Raw genomic sequence first — 22,571 nt, 5'->3', positions numbered from 1 at the left:
ATATAAAAAGCCCCTCTAACTCGTTGAAGGAGTAGGAGGGGCATAACATCTATATTACTTTTTCAATAATAAATAGACGAAGTATGGTGCACCAATCAGTGCGACGACGATGCCGACCGGAATGCCATCAGGTTCCAACACGTTGCGTCCAATCGTATCCGCCACCAGCAGCATCCAGCCGCCTAGCAGTATCGCTACCGGAAGGAAGAGCTGGTGCCTTGGGCCGACCAATGCTCTGGCAATATGCGGCGCCATCAATCCAATGAAGGCGATTCCGCCAGTCACGGAGACGGCTGCGGCAGCTAGTGCAACGGCAGCAATCAGCAATGTCAGTCGTTCCTTCTCGATGGATACGCCTACCCCGATTGCGACAGGCTCATTGAGTGCCAGTAGATTCAGACGATTCGCTTTATATAAGGTATAGGGGATCAATACAACCAGCCAAGGCAGTATCGCCCAGATAAATGGCCAATCTGTTCCCCATACATTCCCCGCAAGCCACTTCGAGATGAAATCAACCTTGGCCCTTTCCGAAGAGGAGATAAGCACGATCATCGTTCCTGATAATGCCATGGAGAAACCGACACCAGTCAGCACCAGCCGTACAGGCTGCAGCCCTGATGTCCGTTGATACGAAAATAGATAGATAAGAGCTGCTGTAAGCACAGCCCCGATAAAGGCGACAAGAGGCAGCATATATGCGAATGAGCCCATGTCTATGGGAACGAACAGGAAGAACACCGAAATAGATACACCGGCCCCAGCATTAATACCAAGTATTCCGGGATCGGCGAGATCATTGCGTGTTACGCCCTGCAGGATGGCTCCTGATAAAGCCAGAGCCATGCCGGATAGGAGTGTAATCAGGATGCGCGGCATTCGGATAGAATACAGCACGAAGTCCTCCTTGAACGTCCCCTGCCCAAGCAGGGTAGGGAGCAACCGATCATAGGATAATGATGAGTATCCGAGACCCATTCCGACGATGACAGTTAACAGAATAAGCCCGAGCAGCAATACGAGAATAAGCCGCTGCTTTCTCAACAGAGAGGGTAAGATCATGAGAATGCTTTGCCTCCTTTATGTACAATGAACAGGAAGAAGGGCAGACCCAGCATGGCAACGATGGCTGCTACAGGTGTCTCGTATGGGCTATTGATTGTTCGTCCAAGCGTATCGGCAAGCAGCATGAAAGTAGCGCCCGTAAAGATGGACATTGGCAATATAAATCGATAATCCGTGCCGACCATAGCTCGTACAATATGAGGAATCATGAGTCCGATAAAGGCCATATTGCCAACAAGTGCTACAGATGCGCCGGCAAGCAGAACGATGACGATAAATAGGATGATCTTCACCATGAGTGTTTTCTGACCTAAACCCACAGCGACCTCTTCATTCAGGCTTAGGATGGTCAGCTGCCTGGAGAAGCCAATTGCAATCAAGATACCAACGAGGACCACGGGAACGATAATTTGAAGCTGACTCCAATTGGTACCGATAAGGCCACCTGCAGTCCATAAGGAAATTTCCCGAGATAGCTTAAAATAAAGCCCTGTCCCTTCCGCTACCGCGATGAGGAAAGCGGTGACGGCAGCGCCAGCTAGAACGATACGAAGCGGGGAGAAGCCTCCCCTCTTCATTGCACCGATGCCGAATACGATAAATGCACCAACCGCTGCACCAATGAAGCAAGCAATCGTAATCGCATAATAGTTGGCGCCAGGAATCAATGCCAGTGTAATGGCCAGCGCTGCATTGGCGCCGGCAGTAAGCCCGAGCAGGCCAGGATCAGCAAGCGGGTTGCGTGTCATGCCCTGCATGATCGCACCTGCTACAGCTAGGGCGGCACCGACGACCATCGCGCCTATTTCGCGTGGAAGACGGATATCTCGTAAAACGGAAATGTTGTCACTTGTAGCATTCGACGTAAGGGAAAGCCACACATCGCGCAGCGAAGTGTCAGCGGCGCCGAATACCATTGCCACGACGAACATTCCTGCACATAAGAGGATTCCGACAATTAACTTGCCTATAAACGGAATCGTACGTTGATTCGAGTTCACCATGCATAATGTCCCTTTCTCATAATGGTGCTTAGAATACAGGAAAAGGAATTCTTAAATATAAGAATTCCTTCTCCAGACGTTACTTGCTTGCCGCGAAATCTTTAATGAATGTCTCCAATTGGAAGTCCAATGTGAGCGGGTCATTGAAATAGAATTCATTCATATTAACCTCGAACACGCGATTGTTCTTCACGGCAGGGATATTTTTATACGATTCCGTTTCTTGGAATGAATTGTCGCCAGCTTTGTTTCTACTGAGAATGACATAGTCGCCTGCGAATTGCGGAAGAACCTCAGTAGAGAGTGCGAAGTAGCCAGGTCCCAACGCTTTTTCTTTGACTTTCTCCGGCATGTTCAGCTTCATCTCTTGGTACAGAATCTCCGTTCCACGTCCCCAGTTGTTGCCGTACACATACAATTGCTTATTGAAGTTCTCGATAACCGAGACAGTTGCATTTTCACCGATTTTGGCTTTAATGTCTTTGCCAGCTTTTTCAGCACGCTTCTTGAAGTCGTCGATCCAAGCTTTCGCTTCGGCTTCCTTGTTCAAAAGCTTGCCGATCTCCAGATGCTGTGTTAGATAATCGACCTTGCCGTAAGTGAATGTAACGGTAGGGGCAATTTGGTTCAGCTTGTCAATATTTTTAATGCCCGACAAACCAATGATCAGATCCGGATTCAGTTCAATAATTTTCTCCAGGTTCTCATCAGACACTTCAGCAACATCTTTCAATTTCGATTCAAAGCGAGGGTTCTGCTTCGCCCATGTATCTACACCGACTAGATTCACGTTCAGTGCCATGACATTCCCTGCGAAGGAAGATAATACGACAACACGCTTCGGATCAGCAGGTACCTTCACGGGCCCATTTTCTGACTGATACGTAATCGTGTCAGATTTGTTTTCTTTGTTCTCTGCTGCATCTTTCTTCGGCTCGGCAGCAGGGCTTGTGCAGGCGCTAATTGCGAGCACGAATATGAGCATAAAGGGGATGAACCACTTCTTCATGATGCTGTTGCTCCTTTAATTAAGTTATATGTGATACACATCGGCTTGTTCGTTCGAGGATCCCGTCCGATTTCAGCATCGATTTGAAACACCTTTTTCAGTACATCTGAGGTCATAACCTCTTCGCAGTCACCAGCCTTGACGATCTCGCCGTTCTTCATTGCAATGATGTAGTCGGCGAATCGAGCGGCCTGGTTCAGATCATGGAGAACCATGACAATGGTGCGCTCCTGCTCCTCATTCAGGCGCTGCAGCAGCTCCAATACTTCAAGCTGATGGGCCATGTCCAAATACGTTGTCGGTTCATCGAGGAAGATGATCTCAGTCTCTTGAGCGAGGGCCATTGCGATCCAGACGCGCTGGCGCTGACCGCCAGAGAGGGCGTCTACAGGGCGATATTTGAAATCAATCGTTCCGGTCACTTCCAATGCCCAGTCGATGACTTCGATATCCTTCTTCGTTAAGCGTCCGAAGCCGCGCTGATAAGGGAATCGGCCATAGGAGACAAGCTCGCCAACCGTTAACCCGCTAGCACTTTCCGGGGTTTGAGGCAGAATGGCCATTTTCTTCGCCAGCAGTTTCGTATTTTCTCTGGCAATGTTCTCACCATCGAGGATGACATTACCGGATTGGTGGGGAATAATGCGAGTAATTGCTTTGAGCAGTGTAGATTTACCGCAGCCATTGGAGCCAATGATCGTTGTGATCTTTTTATCGGGAATAGGTACACTTAGATTTTTGACAATTAAGCGTTCACCGTAACCAATGCTTAAATCATCTGTATATAGGCGAGCCATGCTTCAACCTCCATTTATTTATGGAAAAGAACGAGCGTTATCGACATTAATTGATAATGATTATCAAGATCATTTCTTTCCATAATATAAATTCCTGCATATCGGTTGTCAATAGTAATTTTTGTTGTAAAAGGGTGATGAATCGGATATCATTGATAATGATAATCAATACCAACGAGTTTCTGAGGAGTGAAAGGGAAATGGATCAGGAACAATTATTTGATGTGACGGTCATTGGAGGAGGCCCAGCAGGGCTGTACTCTGCTTTTTATAGTGGACTACGTGAAATGAAAACAAAGCTGATCGAGTATCAGCCACAGCTTGGCGGCAAGGTGCATGTATATCCAGAGAAAATGATCTGGGATGTCGGCGGACTAACACCTCTTACAGGAGCACAGTTAATTAAGCAAATGGTGGCGCAGGGTTTGACATTCGACCCAGAGGTTGTACTTAATGAGAAGGTCGAATCGATTGCTCGCAACGAGGATGGCATCTTCGTACTGGAAGCAGCCTCCGGTCAGAAGCATTACTCCAAGACGGTCATCGTGGCAGTCGGGGGCGGGATATTGAACCCAACCAAGCTTGATATTGAGGGTGCGGAGCGCTTCGAAGTAGCGAATTTGAATTATACGGTAAAATCGCTCCGGAAGTTTAAGGATAAGGTCGTGGTCATTTCAGGCGGCGGCAATTCAGCCATTGATTGGGCGAACGAACTGGAACCGGTCGCGAAGAAAGTGTATTTGACTTACCGGAAGGATAAGGAGTCTTTGTCCGGTCACGAGGCAACGATAACGCAGCTGATGAACAGCTCTATTGAGTGCTTCTTCAATACTTCCATTACGAAGCTGATTGCAGCGGACAACCATGAGACGATTGAGCGAGTAGAACTGACGAATCAAGCGACAGGCGAAACTGAGATATTGCCGATTGACGAAGTGATTATTAATCACGGCTATGAGCGGGATTCGAGCCTCATTGGCAACAGTGCATTGAAGATAGAGCAGGTAGAGGACTTCTATGTGGCTGGCAATGCCAGCAGTGAATCTTCGATTCCAGGGCTGTACGCAGCAGGGGATATTTTGTATCATGACGGGAAGCTGCACTTAATAGCAGGCGCCTTCCAGGATGCGGCCAACGCGGTGAATAAGGCGAAGCAATTCATTCAGCCGGATGCAAATGGCTGGGGAATGGTATCTTCCCACAACGATGTGTTCAAGGAACGCAACCGTGAGCTTGTGAAGCAGATGATGAATTCATAATAATAACGAAGGGACGCACCAAGGCTTGTTGCTGCAAGCTAAGGGGCGTCTCTTTTTGTTTGCCTGAATCCATCGAAGTATCACGGGAAAAAGCCGATTGGGTGACTAAGAGCGCGGGATATCTATTGTGCTACGGACCTATTCTAAGGAGTGTGTTTGATGATGCCACCATTGAGCCTATTTGATTGGGATTGACGGATAAATGTCATAGGCGTACAATCAGTTAAAATTTCAGGGGGCGATGGCATGTTGGAATCATGGAGCACAGCGGATGACTTGGTAAATAACCCTTATTTTCAACGGGACGAGGTGCCGTTCAATCTGCTGTACCGCATTTGCGAGTTGGACGGGGCAACTTGTCTCAAGTCGAAGGATGGCACCTTGATATTTGCACAGTCTCCTGGACATAATGGGTGGCTTTGGATGTCGAAGGAGATAACGGATTCGGAACGTGATGAGCGCTTGAGAGAGCTTGCGGAAGTGCTTGAATCGCATGAATTGCCTGGCATTACGGGATTGCCGAACACAGTGGAACGATTCGCCAATCTGTATGCGAATGCAAAACAGCTGCACTATGACACCCACATGGGGATGGAATCGTATTGCTGTCCGAAAGTGCTCAAGCCACAGCATGTAGGCGGAACAATGGAAAAGGCCTTGGTAAATCGTACGGGTATCGTGGCTTCGTTTTTGGCAGGATTCTCGGAAAGTGCTTATGGAGTAACCGTCACGCCTGAGAGCCAATTGGCGGCGGCTGAAGGATTGATTGGTCAAGGGAATCTATATTTCTGGATGGTCGATGGTCGGCCGGCATCGATGGCAAATATTGCGCACCGATCGCCACGCCATGGACGGATTAATGCGGTCTATACGCCGCCTGCATCACGGAAACAGGGCTATGCGAGTGCCCTTGTAGCGGAGGTATGTGAGCTGCTGCATAGAGAGTCCCTGCTGCCGATGTTGTATGCGGACTTGACTAATCCCGACTCCAATAATGTATACCAGCAAATTGGGTTTGTGGACAGCGGCAAAGTGACAGACATTAGATTTAATAGAGGGTAAGCACAACAGGGGCAATCATTAATGCATTTATGATGCACCGAAGAACCGAAGCATTGAAGCTATCAGGCAAGCGTGCCTATAATACATAAGAAGGGAAGCCTTCGGCAGTTCAATCTGATCCGAAGGCTTCTTATTGTTTGCGTAAAGCATATAGTTAGTTGATTAGTCGAGCGCTTGTACCAAGCTTGCACCGAATTGTGCGGCGCCATCCGGGCCGTCGGCGGTAATAATGTCATCATGGACAACCACATGCTTGGCGATATACGTAACATGATTCGCTTTCAATTGATCAATTTGGATATCAAGCGGGTAGCATGTTGCTTCTCTGTCTGCAAGCAGTCCAGTACGGGCAACCGTAACAGCGCCTGCGCAAATGCCAGATACAAGCACGCGATCCTGATGCGCCTGCTTCAAGTATTGCTGGAGCTCCATGTTATCCCATAGATAATCATTTGTTCCAGAGCCACCGATTACAGCTACGACGTCATAGTCGGCAGCAGACACATCGGAGAAGATGACTTCTGCCGTGTCTTTCCCTTGGAAGTCGCCTGTGATCTCACCGGTTGTGGTGCTGGCAATGGTGACGTTCACTCCTGCCTGCTCCAAGGCAGCTTTTGGCTGGAACAGCTCGTCTTCATTAAATCGTTCAGGTGGTATAATAAATAAAGCTTTTTTATTCATAAAATATGGCCTCCTATTCGTGGTACACAGTTAAGTTGGTGCCAGGTACATGCTGCAGCATGTACTGAATCACTTCTGAGTATGAAGTGGATTTGATATTGCGATCATCGCTGTAAGATGTGTCTTATTGTACCGACACCTTTCTATGCTGTGAAGAATGCACTTTTTTGTGCGGAGGTTACCTATAGGTTAACTTATTGAAGAAATGAGGAGTTTTGAAATCGATGTCAGATACATTGCGAGAAGAAATAAAGAAGAAAATCGTGAACGGTGATTTTAACTGTGAGAAGGAGTTGACGTTGTCCATTATCAGTGGAAAGTGGAAGGTCGTCATTCTCTGGCACTTGGGTGTTGAAGGTCCGCATCGCTTCAGTGATCTCCAACGTTTGTTCCCAAAAGTATCCCATAAAATATTGACCAACCAGCTGCGCGAACTGATGGAGGATGGAATTGTGCATCGGGAGGTATATCCAGAGGTGCCGCCCAAGGTTGAGTATTCCATGACGGAGCTTGGCATGACGCTGCTGCCTCTCGTGGAAATGATGTATGAGTGGGGAAAAATGCGAATGGATCAAATCAAGCAGGAACTGGGGATCGAAGGCGAAGGCTGTGCATCTCATCCATGCAAGGAACAACGTGGCTGAGCAGGATAGCGGTCTTGTCGCCGTGAGGCAGTAAGTGTGATCTAGATCACGTTGATTTTTCTACATGGATTCTTTACAATAGGTGGAAATCAAGATGAGAAGGAGTGGGAGTATGAATTGGAAGCCGAAGACGAACCGTTCATTCGATATTTCATTTTCATATTTTTTCATTCCATAAGAACACTAAGGCATTCGCTGCTTTAGTGTTTTTTTATTTTGCCAATTTCTACGGAGGTGTGGGGATGACGAGATACAAGCGAGTCATGATTAAACTTAGCGGCGGTGCTGTTGCAGGAAGCAGTGAATTCGGCTTTGCTACTGACAGACTAGAGCATATTGCTAGTGAAGTGATGTCCGTCGTGGAGCTGGGTGTTGAGGTGTCGATCGTCATTGGGGGAGGAAATATATTTCGTGGAAATATGGCGGAAAGTTGGGGGATTGAGCGCGCAGAGGCCGATAATATCGGGACACTGGCGACCGTCATCAACAGTCTTATGCTGCGAGGCGTTCTGAAGGCGAAGACCGATAAGGAGGTGCGCGTCATGACCGCCGTGCCGGTTACTTCTGTTGCAGAGCCGTATATTCGCTTGCGAGCGATTCACCATTTGGAGAAGGGGTATATCGTCATATTTGCCGGGGGCAACGGCCAGCCTTATGTCACCACCGATTATCCCTCCGTGCAGCGGGCAATTGAGGTGAATTGCGACGCTCTGCTCGTGGCGAAGCAAGGCGTTGACGGTGTGCTTGAGGCGGATCCGAGAACGAACAAGGATGCGAGAAAGTTCGCCTCTCTCCATTACAACGATGTGATCCAGCATAATTTGAGGGTGATGGATCAATCCGCATTTATTTTGGCGAGGGACTTCCGTCTGCCTATCCATGTGTTCAACTTCGATCGGCCGGGGACGATGCGTGACATATGTGAAGGAAAAAATAATGGCACATTAATTAGCGAGGAGTCAATTCTACAGTTTGATTAATACAAAAAAAGTATCCACAAGCGTGGATCCTTTTCAGTTCAGTATTGAAAATAGAGAAATTCATTGTAAAGAGCTTCGTTATAACTGGATTCTCGTCCGTTATAGCTGCTTTAAGTCATCCTATGGGATGGCTTTTTTTATTCATTCAAAGCCAAAATTTCTCTTCCGTGCTCTAATGATATGAGAGGGAAGGGAGATAACGATGCCACATGGATATACATAAGCTCGTGAAGAAAGCGCAGAAGGGAAGCGACAAGGCGTTCCTGGAGCTATTCCAACAGCACGAGGAAGCCATCTACCGGATGGCTTACATGTACGTGAAGAATAAGGAAGATGCGCTCGACATCGTACAAGAAACTGCGTATCAAGCTTTTAAATCGATCGGCAGCCTGCGGGAACCGCAGTATTTTAAGACCTGGATTCTCAAAATCGCGATTAATCGCTCTCTTTATATATTGAAGCAGCGCAATAAAATCATTCCGTTTTCGCCCGAGTATGCCGAGCAGCAAATAGAAAGCTCCTGCGAGGAGGATATTCCCTTGGCTGTAACTTTGCAAGAATTGATCGACGAATTGGATGGCCAAGAGAAGAGCGTCATCCTGCTCAAGTTTTATCAGGGGTATACGTTCCAGGACATTTCGGACATGCTGGAGCTTCCCTTGGGTTCCGCGAAAACAATACTATACCGGGGATTGAGCAAGCTTCGGAAGAGTTTGAAGAGAGGTGAAATCTCATGAGCCAGCGCAATCGAATTATAGAGGAAATAGAGAAAATTGATATACCGGAGGAACTGCGCGAGCGAAGCATCATGGGCGTACGGCAAGCGAAGCGAGAGCTTCGGCAAACGGGCGGCGTCATGAAGATTACGAAGGTGGCGGGAATCACCGCTGCAGGACTTGTTCTGGCCGTCGCACTGGGTGCAGCTGCCTCTCCTACATTCGCTGAAGTCGTGAAATCATGGTTCTCGTTGAACAAAACGGATGAAGGCTTGAAGAAGGCGGCGGACGAGGGGTTTGCGGTGCCGATCAACAAGCAAGTAACCGATCAGGGAATTACGTTGAAGGTGAAAGAAGCAATTCACGATGTATTGCGCATTTCAATCCTGTACGGAATCGAACAGGACGGAAAATCCATGGATTCGGATCGGCTGTTCGATACGTTCATCCCGAACGGATCCGAAGATGATCCGTACGTGAACCGATACGAGATTGTGGACAGCGAGGGGAAGGTGCTTCCGCTTCGGTTGCAGCAGACCCATGCAGGGAACGATCGAATTCTAATCCTGTCGCTAGACGATCTTGTGCCCGGCCAAGAGATTTCAGATATGTCAGATCTGCCAAACCAGATTACGGTGCGCTTCGATATCAATCAGATCGGCAAGACGCGGGGGAAATGGCACTTGGACGTACCTATTGATCTGATGAAGGCGAAGTCTTCTTCAACTATCGTGCCACTTAACAAGCGATATGAATCACAGATGGGATTCAGCGTAGATGTTAACCAGCTTCGTCATGGGCCAAGTAAATCAGAGCTATTGCTGCAAGTCAATGAGACACAGGCATGGAGAAGCGCTCAGAAAACAGATCCAATGTTCCGGTATGAAATTAAAGATGGGAAAGGAGATATAGTGGCTGCATATGATGGTCTGGTGCGCAGAGAATTAGCCATCGGAAATAAGAATGTTCTTCAACAGTCCTTACATGGTCAAGGAACGTTGGGGCATATGAGGTACCGCCATGCGTTCGTTCCTTTTGAGGAGACAAAGGATTTGACCTTGGAAATGAAAGCAATCTATACACAGGAACGATTCTCTAAAGGGGATTCTATAGCACTCGATCCAGCGGCGTTGATGAAGGAGCCGTTAAGGAAGGAGGTGAAGGGGAAGAGCATTGTTTTCAAGGCACGAATGAAGACAGAAGAAGTCCCTGAGCAGTTGAAGGACGGCTACAAAGCCTTTCAAGGCAAGGGGTGGATACTGGAGGCTGATCAGCAGCTTGGTTCTGACACGCTAGATCTGGAATGGCGCATGATGGACAAGCAGGGGAAGGAAATTAGAGCGGAGTCGGCGACAGAACTGGAGCAGAATTCGCAAGGAAAGTATCGCAATCGTACGCTGTTCTTTTTCGAAGGTCAGTCCGAGATCCCCGGCAGCCTGAACGTATCCCTGGAAAGTTGGACGAAGAAGACGCCAATCAGTTGGAGCATTCCGCTCGTGCCGTCGGCTGAACCGCTCCCTCCAGGTTACGATGAACCAATATATGAGAAGACAGTGGCGGAATTAAAGCCCGAAATTGTAAGCAAGGCGGAACAGGCTATGCATGATCTCGCTCCAAACAGGCCAGCCGAACTGTATGGCGTCGCAGATTACAGCGATCGGTGGTTCCTATATGCCAAGGATAACGGCGAGAGCTTTGTCATTATGCTCAAAGAAGCGGCAGAACCCATTACTGTACAACGCGCCGTTCCATACCATGAATTGAATGACAAGCTGCGTCAGACGGTGGAAGATACCTTGCGGCAGATGAAGCCTGAACAACCGGTCGCATTCTCGGATGCTGTCCGTGTGAAATCTAAGGAACTTAATAGCTGGTCGTTCCATAATGACCAAGCTTCAATTACGATTGATGCGGTAACGGGCCAGGTGGAAATGGCAGAACTGCGGTATGAACATGGAAGCTTCAATGAAAAGGCCAAAGCTGCAGCGGAGAAGGCGTATCCACTTTTTACAGAAGGCAAGGCATTGCGATCCACAACCATGATGCAGAGAATGACTCCAACGGAACATGTATGGGAGATTGGACGTGATAGGAATCTCTTTGCCAGAGTGGGGGTACGGACGAACCGAGTCTGGTCGGTTCAGCAAAGCTATAAAGATGATTATCCTGGCGATGAGCAAGCTGTACGGAAGAAATACGCAACTTTGCTTTATACGCCAGAACAGGCTATCAGTAAGGTCGATTCGACCGTTAAGCAAGTATTCGGCATCGATATGGAAGGCTACGATGTGAGCGTCAAGCTCAATGAATATACATTCACGAAAAAAGGTTCGATGACGATGAAAGGAACCGTCAATGCAAAGGGTGAGTTCTGGAAGTTGGAGCTGATTCCGGTAGAGGGAATACAAGATTAAACGGACTTATACGAGGAGGGTATTTTTCATGAAAATGAATACATTATTGGCGCTTACACTCGCATGCAGTTTGTTCGCTGCAACTCCGGCTATGGCGGAACAGGCCGGCGGGAATAACGGAGGGACGGGAATTGTTCAGTATAGCGATGTAGATCAAAAGTTGACAGAGTCGGCTGAGAAGGCGATTGAGCAATACGGAAACGGAAAAGCATTTCAATTGGAGGAAGCGTTCAAGGATAGTTATTTTGTAGATAAAAAGAAAAAAGAGAATTGGATCATCCAATCCAAGGATCGGAGCGCCATTGTATCGGTTGATGCAGTTTCGGGCGAGGTACTTACATATCGCTAAGCTTCAAGCTGGAGGAGGTAACCGGTGAGCAGGCATCGTACCTGAAGGCAGTACAGTCAGCAGCGTTAAGCAAAAACGCAGAGCTTGTCTTTACGGAAGCTCAGTTTTTCCAAAGCAATATCGCAGACAATAAAACGGAATCAATGACTTTCAGAGCGAAAGACAATCAATTCGTTCAAATCGATACGAAGACAAATAAGCCATTAAATCTCCGCTTTACATACAAGGTAGCGGATATGGATCGTAGAATCATAGGCGTAGCAGAGCAGGCTGTAAAAAATATGGGGATCGATAAGGTTCAACCATTTACGAACATTGAATACGAAAAATATGAAGGAAAAGAAGAGTGGAAGCTAGCAAGAAAAATAGAAGTTAAAGGCGATCCCAGAAAAAATGGGGCTGTGATGATAGACGAGAATAACCGGGCGTTCGTGGTCGAGGCTGCTGCCACAATTGAAGCAAAGACGGGTAAGCTTATTTCCATAAATGTTAAGCCTGCAACGGATAATCAGAAGCGCAAATCATTGACGAAAGAGCAAGGTGTTGCGATCGCTAAGCCTGTCGCGAAGAAATTGTGGGGCGTAGACTTATCTTCCTACGAGGTGAAGGTTAATAAGGACTGGGGCGACTACACGTTTAGCAGAAAAGGTAATGCGTCTATCGTAGCCCAGTTCGATAACTTCGGCAGTCTCGTTCGCATGGAGCGTAAATGAAATAAATAATAGAGAGAGCAGAATGGTTTCTATCCATTTCAGGGTTCGAAAAGAAGAAGGGCGCCGCGACTGGCGCCCTTACTTATGCAATCAATACGATGAACGAAAGAGACAGTATGCGCTTGAGAGATAGCTTTATTTTTTTCTCCTTACCGGGATCCACACCTCACAAATCGACTCAGCTCTGTGATCATCCACCCAGTAATATTTTTCAATACACGGCCCCTCTACCTGCTCGAAATTCGTGGAAGGGAACCTCGGAATAGATCCGTCGACATACATTCTGAATTTCCTGACCGGAATCCGGTTCGTCCGTTAACGTTTCTCGACTTTCAAATACGGCGTAAGTGACAGCAGGGATATGCAATAAATCAAATTCAGAAGGAACTTCTTGTCCCTCGGGAATGTCATATCCCATCAGATAGCGCTTCGTTCCATCCTCTTCAAAATCATAAAAATAGCCGTAGAGCATATTGTGCGCGGGTTGACTCCAATATCTCGTTTAATCGATCATGAGTGCTATCATTCCGTATTCGTCGAACGAATTCAGGAATTTCTTTGTAGGGATCGTTATAGATGGTGATGCTTTTCCCAATGACCGTAGATTCGATTTCGTCCATCAAGCGATAGTTCAAAGCAGACTCCCCTTTGATTTGAATGTGAAAGGAGATTGGAGCGAAGGACTTCAGCTTCACATCCATTGAAAGTGATATCGGGATGACAATGCCGATCGGGCAATAGCATCGATATCAAGCTCGGATTGCAGATGCTCCTCCATATAATCAATTGCGTTGAGCAGCATGATGAGTGCCTCCATCTTCCCTCGTATCCTTTCCTGCATTCAGTGTATCGTTGCGGCACATGTATGTCCTGTCTTTGTGTGCGCGGAAATGTCAGGCTTCTCTTAGTAGTACATTTTAGCGCTAATTATACCTGTTGGCATTCGCCATGCTCTATGAAAACAATTGCTTATTGCCTATAACGGGAAAGACTCTTGTTATATTTCAGAAGTTCTGGGACAATAATAATCAGATTATAGAGGAAGTTCAAAAAGTCTGCTGCGACCTTTTGAACTATTTTTAAAAGCACTTATAAGTATGTAAGACAGAATTTTGACGTGTTGAAAAGAGGGCACTAGATGAATAAGCAATCCATCTATGGATTAACATTGGATCAGTTGGCCGCTTGGTTAGAGGAGCGGGGGCATAAGAAGTCACGAGCATCCCAAGTGTGGGATTATCTATATCGTAAGCGGGTCAAGGACTTCGCTGATATGACAGAAGTAAATGAAGCCAGCGTAGCACTGCTGTCCGAACACTTCGTTATTCATACGCTTAACGAGCATGTGAAGCAGCAATCGGCTGACGGCACAATCAAGTTCTTGTTCAAGCTCCAGGACGGCAACTTGATTGAGACCGTGTTGATGAGACACAAATTCGGGCTGTCGGTATGTGTGACGACTCAGGTTGGCTGCAACATCGGCTGCAGCTTCTGTGCGAGTGGACTGCTGGCGAAGAGCCGCGACTTGTCGAGCGGCGAGATTGTGGAGCAGATTATGAAGGTTCAGCACCATTTGGATGCAGTGGGTGAGGGTGATCTCGTCAGCCATATCGTCGTAATGGGTATCGGAGAGCCATTCGATAACTTCGAGAATATCGTAGACTTCTTGCGGGTTGTGACCGACCACAAAGGTCTGGCAATTGGAGCGAGACGAATTACGGTATCGACGAGCGGATTGGCGAATAAGATTAAAGACTTCGCAGATATTAATCTGCGGGTGAACTTGGCCCTATCCTTGCATGCGCCGAATGATGAGCTTCGCACGCGCATTATGAAGATTAACCGCGCCATTCCGATTGCAAAGGTGATGGAGGCGATTCGGTACTTCATCAACACGACAAACCAACGGGTGACGCTGGAATATATTTTGCTGAAGGACGTGAACGATCAGCAGGAGCACGCACTTGAGTTGGTGCAGCTGATTCAAGAGTGGAAGATGCAGGACGAGGTCAATGTGAACCTGATTCCGTACAACCCTGTTGATGAGCACAGCCAGTATCAGCGCAGCGAGCAGGAGTCGATTCGTGGCTTCTATGATGTCATGAAGAAAAATGACATTAGCTGCAGTGTACGGTTGGAGCATGGTACAGACATTGATGCAGCTTGTGGCCAGCTTCGCAGCAAGCAGATTAAGAAAGAAAGCGGTGCTGGTGCCGATCAGGCAGCTATGAGCTAAAAATATTTTGTAGTTTACAAAAAGCGTACCTACCAATGGGTAGGGCGCTTTTTTTCGTGCTGTCTATGAGAAAGTTCTTTGTCCGTCATGCTAAATTTTGCTACAATAAAACCACGTATTCTTATCGCAATTACATAGAAATAGTTTATATGGTGCTGTGCATGCGCAGCTTAATAGGGAAGTCGATGCGAGTTCGACGCGGTCCCGCCACTGTAACGCAGAGCTGACAATCAAGGCTTTTATCCACTGTTAACTGAGTTAACGGGAAGGTAGATTGTCGAGCGATGATGCGAAGCCAGGAGACCTGCCATATAAGTGCTCTATATTTCTCACGAGGATGGGAGGGGGATGTTTATTCGTGCTGCTAGTAGGAGATTACTAGTGTATTTAGCTGCACCGAAGTGGTTACCTAACATCTTTCTAACATGGAAAGGTGTTTTTTTATTGCCTTCATATCGACATATTAAGGAGATCAGACATTGAAGATGATTACGAACAAAATGTTGAAGAAGAGCTTGTCTGCATTACTAAGTATCGTGTTGTTGTTATCTCTTGTACAGCCACAAGTCATAAGAGCGGCTAGTGGGCAGGGTAATACACAACTAAATAACATGATTGAACATACAGTTCAATACTATAAAGATTATTATAATGATGCTTCTAATCAAGACGCTGTAAGTGATTCATGGTGGGAGCTTGTTGCTCTGTGGAGCGCGGGTCAAGATTTGCATGATGGGACTTGGAGATTACCTAAATGGGAAACAAAAGAGCCAAGACTTCGTCCAAATGCAGGAGGCACCGATCATATTCGATATATTTATGGCTTGCTTGCGTTAGGAAAGAATCCGGCTCACGCTTGGGAAACGAACCGGAATCTGTGGGCGGAGCTGGCAGCTCAGCAAGATCCAGCAACGGGTGCTATCGGTGGAGTCAATAAACACATTTGGGCAATGATTGCCTTAAGCGCCGGTGAAAAGCTTGGTCAGGATATGGGATCATGGAATGCCGCATCCAAGCAAAAAGCACTCGATTATCTGCTTAAAGCACAATATGCTGACGGAGGTTATGGACTGTCAGCTACTGGAAGCTCGGGTGATACTGACATTACTGGTATGGCGCTGCTTGCACTTGGTCAATACCAAGGACAGAGCGCGGTAGATGCGGCAATTGAACGAGCTAAGGAATTGTTGAAAAAACGCCAATTGGACAACGGAGGGTTTGATTCCGTTGGTACATGGGGATCCGGAGATAATTCCAATAGCTTATCTACATCCGTATCGGGATTGGTTGCTGCAGGCGACGATGTCTTGTCAGCAAAGTGGAAAGAGCCTAACGGAACAGTTATCGATGCGTATGAACGCTTCCAACAAAATGATGGATCGTTCAAATGGAAATTAACAGATTCTTCTGCAAATAGGATGGCTACCGAGCAGGCTCTTGTCGCATTACTCGATATCAAGCATGGAAAATCGGTATGGAGTCGCCTCGCGGAAGTGAAGCTTCCACCGGATCAATCGCAGACAAATGGCAGGACAGTCTTAGTTGGCGAGCATCAAACGAGCGTCACCGAAGGAACTTATCTAGATCCATTATCCTCAAGTAAAGTAACACTTGAATTTCTTAAGGATGAACTGCCACACGTAATTTCGGTAACGAGCAGTACTTACTTAGAAATAGCACCGAAAACGGTTGTAATTTCGACATGGGACAAGAGACTTGAGCTACCCCATAGTTTGGGGATAAGTAATGATAATTTGCTTACGAAGGTCAACGAGGGTTTGTCCCTTGTAAACAAGGAGACAACGGGAATTGATCTCCGCTTGAAAGTGGGCGGTGATCAGGAGATCCGATTCAATCAACACGTAACCCTCATCTTGAAGGGGCAAGGAGATAAGGAAGCCGGGTTCATTAATGAAAACGGAATATTTACGTCGATTCCAAAATACGATAATTCCTCAGAACGGAATGAAGAAGTCTACTCTTATGCACTTAACGGCGATTTGATCGTTAAGACCAATCATTTCACTGAATTTGTAACTTATATTTCGAAAATAAAGGAGACCGGTAATGGAAACGGTGGAGGCGTAGTCCCTCCGGTCACAAATACGATCACATTGTCGGTCGAAAAGCGTACCATAGGCAAAGGGGATATCATTGCACCAGTTCGCGTCGAACTGCAGGATGGAGATACAGCGTATACAGCGTTTGAACGTATTGCTGAGAAACGAGGAATTTCCATTGAATCCACCGGCTCAGGGGCTAACCTCTATATTCAGGCAATCGATGGGTTGGCAGAGTTCGATAATGGGAGCTTGAGTGGTTGGATGTACTCCGTCAACGGTAAGTTCCCGAACTATAGTGCGGGAATCTACAACTTGAAGAATGGCGATGTCCTTCGTTGGCAGTACACGACAAATTTAGGCGAAGATGTTGGCAATAAATTCGATGGAAACAAGGAGACCCCAGGAAAACCTGGATTGCCAGTTCACCCAGGGGGGGCAGGAACGGGCGGTGGCGCGCTTACACCGAAGCAGGTAGAAGAGTCTGCTAAGCTTAAGAGCCTTATTGACGGTGCTTCAGCATGGATACTAAGCAACCGCAAATTCACCGTTCAAGACAACTTTAATGATTGGGACGTCATGGCGCTGGCTCGTTCAGGTAAGCAAGTTCCTTCTACGTATTACGCGATTCTAGAAAACTATGTAAAAGAGAAAAAAGGAGAATTCCGATTAGTTACTGACTATGAACGCATGGCTTTGGCTGTTACGGCAATCGGCAAGGATCCAAGAAATATAGCAGGCTTCAACCTCTTAGAGAAAATCTATAATAATGGGCGCATGACAAATCAAGGTACGAACGGTCTTGTGTTTGCTTTATTAGCCTTGGATGCGAACAAAACAGTCGTTCCAAACGATGCACTCTGGACAAGGGATAAACTGATTCAGCAATTACTTGCTCAACAAAATTCAGACGGCGGGTTCCCGCTTAGCAAAGAGTCTAATGCTGTGAGCGACATCGATATGACTGCTATGTCACTGCAGGCATTGGCGAAATATCAAGATCGCAAAGAGATTAAAGCAGCCACAGATAAGGCATTGTCTTGGTTGTCTTCGCAACAACTCGCTAACGGCGGATTTAAAGCATGGGGTGTTGAAACGAGTGAGAGCATCTCGCAGGTGATTATTGCGCTGTCCGGTCTTGGAATTGACTTGGAAGACAAGCGATTCGTGAAGAAGGATGGGGATTTGCTGAAAGCACTGCGCACGTATTTCAATACAGACGGCGGATTTGCGCATGCACGAGGCGAAGCGAGCAATTATATGGCAACACAGCAAGCATTGCTTGCGCTGACAGCCTATGATCGCGTGTTGACGAATCGAACAAGCCTGTATGTGATGACGGACGCCGCATCGACGGGCACACAGAAGCCAAAGGATGAGAAAATAACGTACACAGACGATGCCTCCATTTCTGCTTGGGCAAAAGAAGCAGTCCATAAAGCAACGGAGCTCGGGTTTATGCAGGGTACGGGTAAAGATAAGGACGCATCCCAATTTGAACCGAAGCGGGAATTAAGTCGGGCTGAGTTCGCGGCATTGATCGTGAAATATGCTGGTTTACAGCCACAAGGCACAGATTCAGGATTTACCGATGTAAGTGCTTCGTCTTGGTATGCAGGATATGTTGCCACTGCGAAAGAAAAAGGTCTGATTTCGGGTGTTTCGGCAAATAAATTTGCACCGAACCAGGCGATTTCGAGACAAGAGATGGCAGCTATGCTCGTACGAATGAAGGGTCTTCCGAAGGATGCAGATTCATCGGCAGGACCGAAAGATCAACAGCAAGTAGCTGAGTGGGCATTGCCCTACGTCAAATATGCCTATCAAGCAGGTCTGATGTCGGGTGAGGACGGTTACTTTAAACCACAGCTTCATGTGACACGGGAAATGGCTGCTGTTGTCATGGTAAGACTGTACGGCATTCAATAATTTGCACGATCAGAAAGAAGGAGAGCAATCTCCTTCTTTCCGTATGAGCGGAACTACATGATAGCAAGCTTGCATCATCAACGAGTATGCATGGCATAGAGGTGAGGACATGTCCGAATGGTTTGTGTGGATAAAGCGCAACAAACAGAAATGGATAGCTGGACTGGCAGTACTGGCCATTGTAATTGCCACGGTATGGATATATGGCGGAAATGGCAGTCAGCCGAAGGATGAGAGACTGGCTGGTCATACAACGGCACAAGAGCAAGAGCACCCGAGCCAAGCCTCTAAGGATCTGGCAAGTGAGACTGCTAATCTATCCGAACAGAAGCAGGATCAAGGGAATCCAGAATCGTTGCCTCAAGCAACAGCTGATCCCAAGTCTGATACAGTGCAGGGCATAGGAAGCAAAACAGGAGACACGGATAACCCAGATCACAAGGACACACGCTCTGATCCGTCTACTACAAGTAAAGAATCGGCGAAGGAGGAAGGCCAACAGAAAAATCAGGTTACTGAAACAACGCAGGGAAAAAGCATCGTAAGTAAAGCAACGGAGTCTTCTGTGAAATCGGATGTAACTCCAAAGGATAAAAAACCTTCTGGCACGTCTCCTTCTGCAAAAGAGAGCAAGGGGAATGCAGGCGAAAAGGAGAGCAAGGGCAGCAATAAGCAAGATGGACAGTCTACACCGAACAAAGGAGTTGCTTCTCAGCCAGATGCAAAGCCTCCACAGACTACTACTGTGCAGCTTACGATTGTGGGATCCTCGGATGTCGGTACGATCATGGGCACAGAGGAAATCGAAATTGGCGATTCGGAAACCGTAATGGATGTTTTGAAAAAAGCGACGCGTGCTAAGAAGATTCAAATGGACTTCAGCGGTTCCGGTGCAACTGCTTATGTAAAAGGTATTGATAATTTATATGAGTTCGACAAGGGATCAGGGAGCGGCTGGATGTACAGCATTAATAGTAAATTTCCCAACCGCAGCGCAGGCGTATGGCCGATTCATCCTGGAGACCATATTCAATGGCTGTATACGGAGGATCTAGGCAAGGATTTAGGAGCGGGTACTGACGACGGACTATGGGATGGGGAAAGTTAAATGATACACGGCTTCTCCACATTACATCCGCGATTATGTTTCGCCTATTTTGCCGTACTGCTGCTCTCATGCATGATGTTCACGCATCCTGTATACTCAGTTCTCACTTTACTTAGTATCATTTTATTGAATCTATCCTTGGATGGAGGGAGATCGCTCAAGAAGGGAATTAAGGGATACTTGATTATAGCTATTATTATTTTCCTGCTCAATCCCTTCTTCTCTAGTCGTGGAGCTACCATTCTTGGGTATGTGTTCGACCGTCCGATTACATTGGAATCGATTATATATGGTGCTCTATTCGCATTATCACTACTGAATATACTGCTGGCATTTGTTGCTTATAATCTCGTCATCACGCCGGAGAAATTATTGTATCTGTTAACGCCAATCGCCCCGCGAACGGCTTTTATTATTACGGTAACCCTCCGTTTTGTGCCTTTGCTGACGAGACGACTGAAGCAGATTATGACGGTTCAACGTGTTCTTGGTTATTTTCATCCGAAAGCCAGCAAGAAGCACCTTATGCGCGAAGGCATGGAAACCCTGCATACGTTAATTAGCTGGTCACTGGAAGAGGCTCTTCAGACAGCTAGCTCTATGCGTGCAAGAGGATATGGCGTTGGGAAGAGAACGAGTGCAATATCCTACAAGATGGATAAAAGGGATGTCCTTGTATTATGGATCATGGTCGTGACGGGAGCCAATATTGTGATTGGCGGATTGTTCGGCGTTAATCGCTTCCAAGTGTATCCACGGCTGCAGTCGTTGGAGTGGTCGCCACAGCTTTGGCTGCATGCAGCATGTTACTTGGTATTTATCTTCATCCCGATCGTAATGAACGGAAAGGAAGAACTGTTATGGCGCACTATCAGATCGAAGATCTAAGTTTTCAGTATCCCAATTGTTCAGAGAAGACGCTTAATCATATTACCATCACCATTGAAGAGGGAGAGTTCGTGCTGTTGTGTGGCTCATCAGGATCAGGCAAAACTACACTGCTTCGTCAGCTTAAGCGGGAAGTACGGCCGGAAGGCAATCGGGGTGGCAGTATTTATTATAGAGGAGCTGCTCTAGATCAGCTTGATGAGCGACGATCCATTGAAGAAATCGGGATGGTATTTCAAGATCCAGACAATCAGATTGTCATGAATACGGTGTGGCAGGAATTGACCTTTGGCATGGAGAATCTCGGCTATTCCACCGTGCAAATGCAGCGAAGAGTGGGGGAACTCGTACAGTTCTTTGGCATGGAGGAATGGCTCCATCTCCCGATACATGAGTTATCTGGTGGGCAAAAGCAGCTCGTCAATTTGGCGTCCGTAATGACATTAAGACCGAGGGTACTGCTGCTGGATGAGCCTACTGCTCAGCTTGATCCGATCGCAGCCAAAGAGTTCATCCAATTGCTCTCCCGAATAAATGAAGAATTCTCCCTTACGATTATAATTAGCGAGCACCGAATTGAAGAAGTTGTTCCCCATGCGACGCAGCTTGTCATGCTGAATCGGGGGGGGATCGCATATCTTGGCACTCCTGATCAGGTAATGAAGCAAATATGGAAGGATGAAGATGCATTATTTTTGCCGTATCTTCCATCTATCAGTCAGCTTTATTTGGGAATAGAGAAAGTAAGCAATGCCCGAGCTGTACCTATGAGTGTGAAAGAGGGAAGAAGATGGCTTGCTGGCAAGCAAGAACAACGGCAGGCTGTTGGGAAGAGCCTGTCTGAAGCAGTGAAGGTTGATGGACAGCAAGTAGAGCCGCTGTTAACATGCAAAGAGCTTTATTTTACCTATGACAAAAATGCTCCCCTCGTCCTGAAGCGATTATCCCTATCGATTCATGAAGGTGAATTCTTCGCCCTGCTTGGCGCCAACGGATCTGGGAAGTCCACCTTGCTGCAGCAAATTGCGGGCGCACATAAGCCTCAGCGAGGAGACATCTTGTATGCGGGCAAGTCCTTGCTGCGGAAGTCTACAGTAGAGCGGAGTCGGATGATCGGGTATGTCGCGCAGAATCCGATGCTCTATTTCACTAGAGACACGGTGAGGGAGCAATTGCTGGATCGGCTAAGGCGGTTAGGCGAGCATAACAGCATCGAGAAGCTGAATGAGCTCGCTGCACGCTTTGAAGTCGAGTCGATTATGGATAAGCATCCCTTCGATATAAGCGGGGGGCAGCAGCAGAAAATAGCGCTTATGCTTGTCTTGTTGGCCGAACCGAAGCTGCTGCTGCTGGATGAGCCGACGAAGGGACTCGATCCTATTTCCAAGCACCGGTTGGCTGAATTGCTTGAAATGATACGCGCAGCGGGTACCACAATTGTCATGGTCAGTCATGACATCGAGTTCGCGGCCAGCTATGCATCAAGATGCGGCTTGTTATTCAATGGCGCCATGGTCGCAGTAGAAGATACACGCTCCTTCTTGCAGAGCAACTACTTCTATACAACAACGATTCATCGCACAGTGGGGGATGTCCTGCCCGAAGCGATCACGGTGAAGGATGTATGGGAACAATGGGGAAATTAAAACGCACGATC

General features: G+C 47.2%; 19 protein-coding genes and 1 riboswitch. Of the genes, 13 read left to right on the top strand and 6 right to left on the bottom strand.

Going from position 1 to position 22,571, the window contains the following annotated elements; translation table 11 throughout:
* Positions 1 to 54: 54 nt before the first annotated feature.
* The 4 genes from RQP50_RS20505 to RQP50_RS20490 form a co-directional block, all read right to left on the bottom strand.
* On the bottom strand, positions 55 to 1,062 hold the full coding sequence (locus RQP50_RS20505; protein WP_072729229.1) for a FecCD family ABC transporter permease: 1,008 nt from the start codon (positions 1,060 to 1,062) through the stop codon (positions 55 to 57).
* On the bottom strand, positions 1,059 to 2,069 hold the full coding sequence (locus tag RQP50_RS20500; protein ID WP_315746555.1) for a FecCD family ABC transporter permease: 1,011 nt from the start codon (positions 2,067 to 2,069) through the stop codon (positions 1,059 to 1,061). The genes RQP50_RS20505 and RQP50_RS20500 overlap by 4 nt, the downstream gene beginning before the upstream one ends.
* Positions 2,070 to 2,148: 79 nt before the next feature.
* Entirely contained in the window at positions 2,149 to 3,078 is a 930-nt protein-coding gene (locus tag RQP50_RS20495) for an iron-hydroxamate ABC transporter substrate-binding protein (protein WP_315746554.1), read from the bottom strand.
* Positions 3,075 to 3,875: an ABC transporter ATP-binding protein gene (locus RQP50_RS20490; protein WP_072729227.1), complete on the bottom strand. Its 801-nt coding sequence runs from the start codon at positions 3,873 to 3,875 to the stop codon at positions 3,075 to 3,077. Before RQP50_RS20490 ends, RQP50_RS20495 begins: the two co-directional genes overlap by 4 nt.
* A gap of 200 nt (positions 3,876 to 4,075) precedes the next feature.
* On the opposite strand from RQP50_RS20490, the gene RQP50_RS20485 reads away from it, so the two are divergent.
* On the top strand, positions 4,076 to 5,134 hold the full coding sequence (locus RQP50_RS20485; protein ID WP_315746553.1) for an NAD(P)/FAD-dependent oxidoreductase: 1,059 nt from the start codon (positions 4,076 to 4,078) through the stop codon (positions 5,132 to 5,134).
* 246 nt (positions 5,135 to 5,380) lie between these two features.
* Positions 5,381 to 6,196 carry a GNAT family N-acetyltransferase gene (locus tag RQP50_RS20480; protein WP_315746552.1) on the top strand — a complete coding sequence of 272 codons (816 nt, stop codon included), beginning with the start codon at positions 5,381 to 5,383 and terminating at the stop codon, positions 6,194 to 6,196.
* A gap of 162 nt (positions 6,197 to 6,358) precedes the next feature.
* On the opposite strand, the gene RQP50_RS20475 is transcribed toward RQP50_RS20480, so the two are convergent.
* Positions 6,359 to 6,877, bottom strand: a complete 519-nt coding sequence (locus tag RQP50_RS20475) for a DJ-1/PfpI family protein (protein ID WP_315746551.1) — start codon at positions 6,875 to 6,877, stop codon at positions 6,359 to 6,361.
* 224 nt (positions 6,878 to 7,101) lie between these two features.
* On the opposite strand from RQP50_RS20475, the gene RQP50_RS20470 reads away from it, so the two are divergent.
* The 6 genes from RQP50_RS20470 (at position 7,102) to RQP50_RS20445 (ending at position 12,693) form a co-directional block, all read left to right on the top strand.
* Complete coding sequence (locus RQP50_RS20470; RefSeq protein WP_072729224.1) at positions 7,102 to 7,521, top strand: winged helix-turn-helix transcriptional regulator; 420 nt, start codon at positions 7,102 to 7,104, stop codon at positions 7,519 to 7,521.
* Between the two features lie 242 nt (positions 7,522 to 7,763).
* The gene (pyrH, locus tag RQP50_RS20465; protein WP_315746550.1) at positions 7,764 to 8,501 is read left to right on the top strand and encodes a UMP kinase; all 738 of its coding nucleotides are present in this window, start codon (positions 7,764 to 7,766) and stop codon (positions 8,499 to 8,501) included.
* A 209-nt stretch (positions 8,502 to 8,710) separates the two neighbouring features.
* Positions 8,711 to 9,238 carry a sigma-70 family RNA polymerase sigma factor gene (locus RQP50_RS20460; RefSeq protein ID WP_315746549.1) on the top strand — a complete coding sequence of 176 codons (528 nt, stop codon included), beginning with the start codon at positions 8,711 to 8,713 and terminating at the stop codon, positions 9,236 to 9,238.
* Positions 9,235 to 11,631 carry a DUF4179 domain-containing protein gene (locus RQP50_RS20455; protein ID WP_315746548.1) on the top strand — a complete coding sequence of 799 codons (2,397 nt, stop codon included), beginning with the start codon at positions 9,235 to 9,237 and terminating at the stop codon, positions 11,629 to 11,631. The genes RQP50_RS20460 and RQP50_RS20455 overlap by 4 nt, the downstream gene beginning before the upstream one ends.
* 28 nt (positions 11,632 to 11,659) lie before the next feature.
* Complete coding sequence (locus RQP50_RS20450) at positions 11,660 to 11,980, top strand: hypothetical protein (protein WP_315746547.1); 321 nt, start codon at positions 11,660 to 11,662, stop codon at positions 11,978 to 11,980.
* A gap of 236 nt (positions 11,981 to 12,216) precedes the next feature.
* Positions 12,217 to 12,693 carry a hypothetical protein gene (locus tag RQP50_RS20445; protein ID WP_315746546.1) on the top strand — a complete coding sequence of 159 codons (477 nt, stop codon included), beginning with the start codon at positions 12,217 to 12,219 and terminating at the stop codon, positions 12,691 to 12,693.
* A 211-nt stretch (positions 12,694 to 12,904) separates the two neighbouring features.
* Here RQP50_RS20445 and RQP50_RS20440 read toward each other — a convergent pair whose 3' ends face one another.
* Positions 12,905 to 13,165 (bottom strand): GyrI-like domain-containing protein, encoded by a 261-nt coding sequence (locus tag RQP50_RS20440; RefSeq protein ID WP_394358419.1) that lies wholly within the window; start codon positions 13,163 to 13,165, stop codon positions 12,905 to 12,907.
* A gap of 666 nt (positions 13,166 to 13,831) precedes the next feature.
* Between RQP50_RS20440 and rlmN the strand changes: the two genes are divergently transcribed.
* The 5 genes from rlmN to RQP50_RS20415 all read left to right on the top strand — a co-directional run bounded on the left by rlmN (position 13,832) and on the right by RQP50_RS20415 (position 22,560).
* Complete coding sequence (gene rlmN / locus RQP50_RS20435; protein ID WP_315746543.1) at positions 13,832 to 14,929, top strand: 23S rRNA (adenine(2503)-C(2))-methyltransferase RlmN; 1,098 nt, start codon at positions 13,832 to 13,834, stop codon at positions 14,927 to 14,929.
* A 133-nt stretch (positions 14,930 to 15,062) separates the two neighbouring features.
* A riboswitch (cobalamin riboswitch) is annotated at positions 15,063 to 15,255 on the top strand.
* 159 nt (positions 15,256 to 15,414) lie between these two features.
* Positions 15,415 to 18,918 carry an S-layer homology domain-containing protein gene (locus RQP50_RS20430; protein ID WP_315746675.1) on the top strand — a complete coding sequence of 1,168 codons (3,504 nt, stop codon included), beginning with the start codon at positions 15,415 to 15,417 and terminating at the stop codon, positions 18,916 to 18,918.
* Between the two features lie 109 nt (positions 18,919 to 19,027).
* Positions 19,028 to 20,026, top strand: coding sequence for a DUF4430 domain-containing protein (locus tag RQP50_RS20425; protein WP_315746542.1), 999 nt, complete (start codon positions 19,028 to 19,030; stop codon positions 20,024 to 20,026).
* The gene (locus RQP50_RS20420) at positions 20,027 to 20,914 is read left to right on the top strand and encodes an energy-coupling factor transporter transmembrane component T (protein WP_315746541.1); all 888 of its coding nucleotides are present in this window, start codon (positions 20,027 to 20,029) and stop codon (positions 20,912 to 20,914) included.
* Complete coding sequence (locus RQP50_RS20415) at positions 20,887 to 22,560, top strand: ABC transporter ATP-binding protein (protein WP_315746540.1); 1,674 nt, start codon at positions 20,887 to 20,889, stop codon at positions 22,558 to 22,560. The genes RQP50_RS20420 and RQP50_RS20415 overlap by 28 nt, the downstream gene beginning before the upstream one ends.
* The last annotated feature ends 11 nt before the right edge of the window (positions 22,561 to 22,571 follow it).

Source organism: Paenibacillus suaedae (assembly GCF_032337355.1).
Lineage (GTDB): Bacteria > Bacillota > Bacilli > Paenibacillales > Paenibacillaceae > Paenibacillus_B > Paenibacillus_B suaedae.
The sequence above is the reverse complement of the archived record's forward strand: the minus strand, read 5'-3'. Positions and strand labels throughout refer to the sequence as shown.

Excerpts from the sequence above, each read along its gene's own strand:
- RQP50_RS20505 (WP_072729229.1), bottom strand. The coding sequence starts at position 1,062 with ATGATCTTACCCTCTCTGTTGAGAAAGCAGCGGCTTATTCTCGTATTG.
- RQP50_RS20500 (WP_315746555.1), bottom strand. The coding sequence starts at position 2,069 with ATGGTGAACTCGAATCAACGTACGATTCCGTTTATAGGCAAGTTAATT.
- RQP50_RS20495 (WP_315746554.1), bottom strand. The coding sequence starts at position 3,078 with ATGAAGAAGTGGTTCATCCCCTTTATGCTCATATTCGTGCTCGCAATT.
- RQP50_RS20490 (WP_072729227.1), bottom strand. The coding sequence starts at position 3,875 with ATGGCTCGCCTATATACAGATGATTTAAGCATTGGTTACGGTGAACGC.
- RQP50_RS20485 (WP_315746553.1), top strand. The coding sequence starts at position 4,076 with ATGGATCAGGAACAATTATTTGATGTGACGGTCATTGGAGGAGGCCCA.
- RQP50_RS20480 (WP_315746552.1), top strand. The coding sequence starts at position 5,381 with ATGTTGGAATCATGGAGCACAGCGGATGACTTGGTAAATAACCCTTAT.
- RQP50_RS20475 (WP_315746551.1), bottom strand. The coding sequence starts at position 6,877 with ATGAATAAAAAAGCTTTATTTATTATACCACCTGAACGATTTAATGAA.
- RQP50_RS20470 (WP_072729224.1), top strand. The coding sequence starts at position 7,102 with ATGTCAGATACATTGCGAGAAGAAATAAAGAAGAAAATCGTGAACGGT.
- pyrH (WP_315746550.1), top strand. The coding sequence starts at position 7,764 with ATGACGAGATACAAGCGAGTCATGATTAAACTTAGCGGCGGTGCTGTT.
- RQP50_RS20460 (WP_315746549.1), top strand. The coding sequence starts at position 8,711 with ATGGATATACATAAGCTCGTGAAGAAAGCGCAGAAGGGAAGCGACAAG.
- RQP50_RS20455 (WP_315746548.1), top strand. The coding sequence starts at position 9,235 with ATGAGCCAGCGCAATCGAATTATAGAGGAAATAGAGAAAATTGATATA.
- RQP50_RS20450 (WP_315746547.1), top strand. The coding sequence starts at position 11,660 with ATGAAAATGAATACATTATTGGCGCTTACACTCGCATGCAGTTTGTTC.
- RQP50_RS20445 (WP_315746546.1), top strand. The coding sequence starts at position 12,217 with ATGGATCGTAGAATCATAGGCGTAGCAGAGCAGGCTGTAAAAAATATG.
- RQP50_RS20440 (WP_394358419.1), bottom strand. The coding sequence starts at position 13,165 with ATGCTCTACGGCTATTTTTATGATTTTGAAGAGGATGGAACGAAGCGC.
- rlmN (WP_315746543.1), top strand. The coding sequence starts at position 13,832 with ATGAATAAGCAATCCATCTATGGATTAACATTGGATCAGTTGGCCGCT.
- RQP50_RS20430 (WP_315746675.1), top strand. The coding sequence starts at position 15,415 with ATGATTACGAACAAAATGTTGAAGAAGAGCTTGTCTGCATTACTAAGT.
- RQP50_RS20425 (WP_315746542.1), top strand. The coding sequence starts at position 19,028 with ATGTCCGAATGGTTTGTGTGGATAAAGCGCAACAAACAGAAATGGATA.
- RQP50_RS20420 (WP_315746541.1), top strand. The coding sequence starts at position 20,027 with ATGATACACGGCTTCTCCACATTACATCCGCGATTATGTTTCGCCTAT.
- RQP50_RS20415 (WP_315746540.1), top strand. The coding sequence starts at position 20,887 with ATGGCGCACTATCAGATCGAAGATCTAAGTTTTCAGTATCCCAATTGT.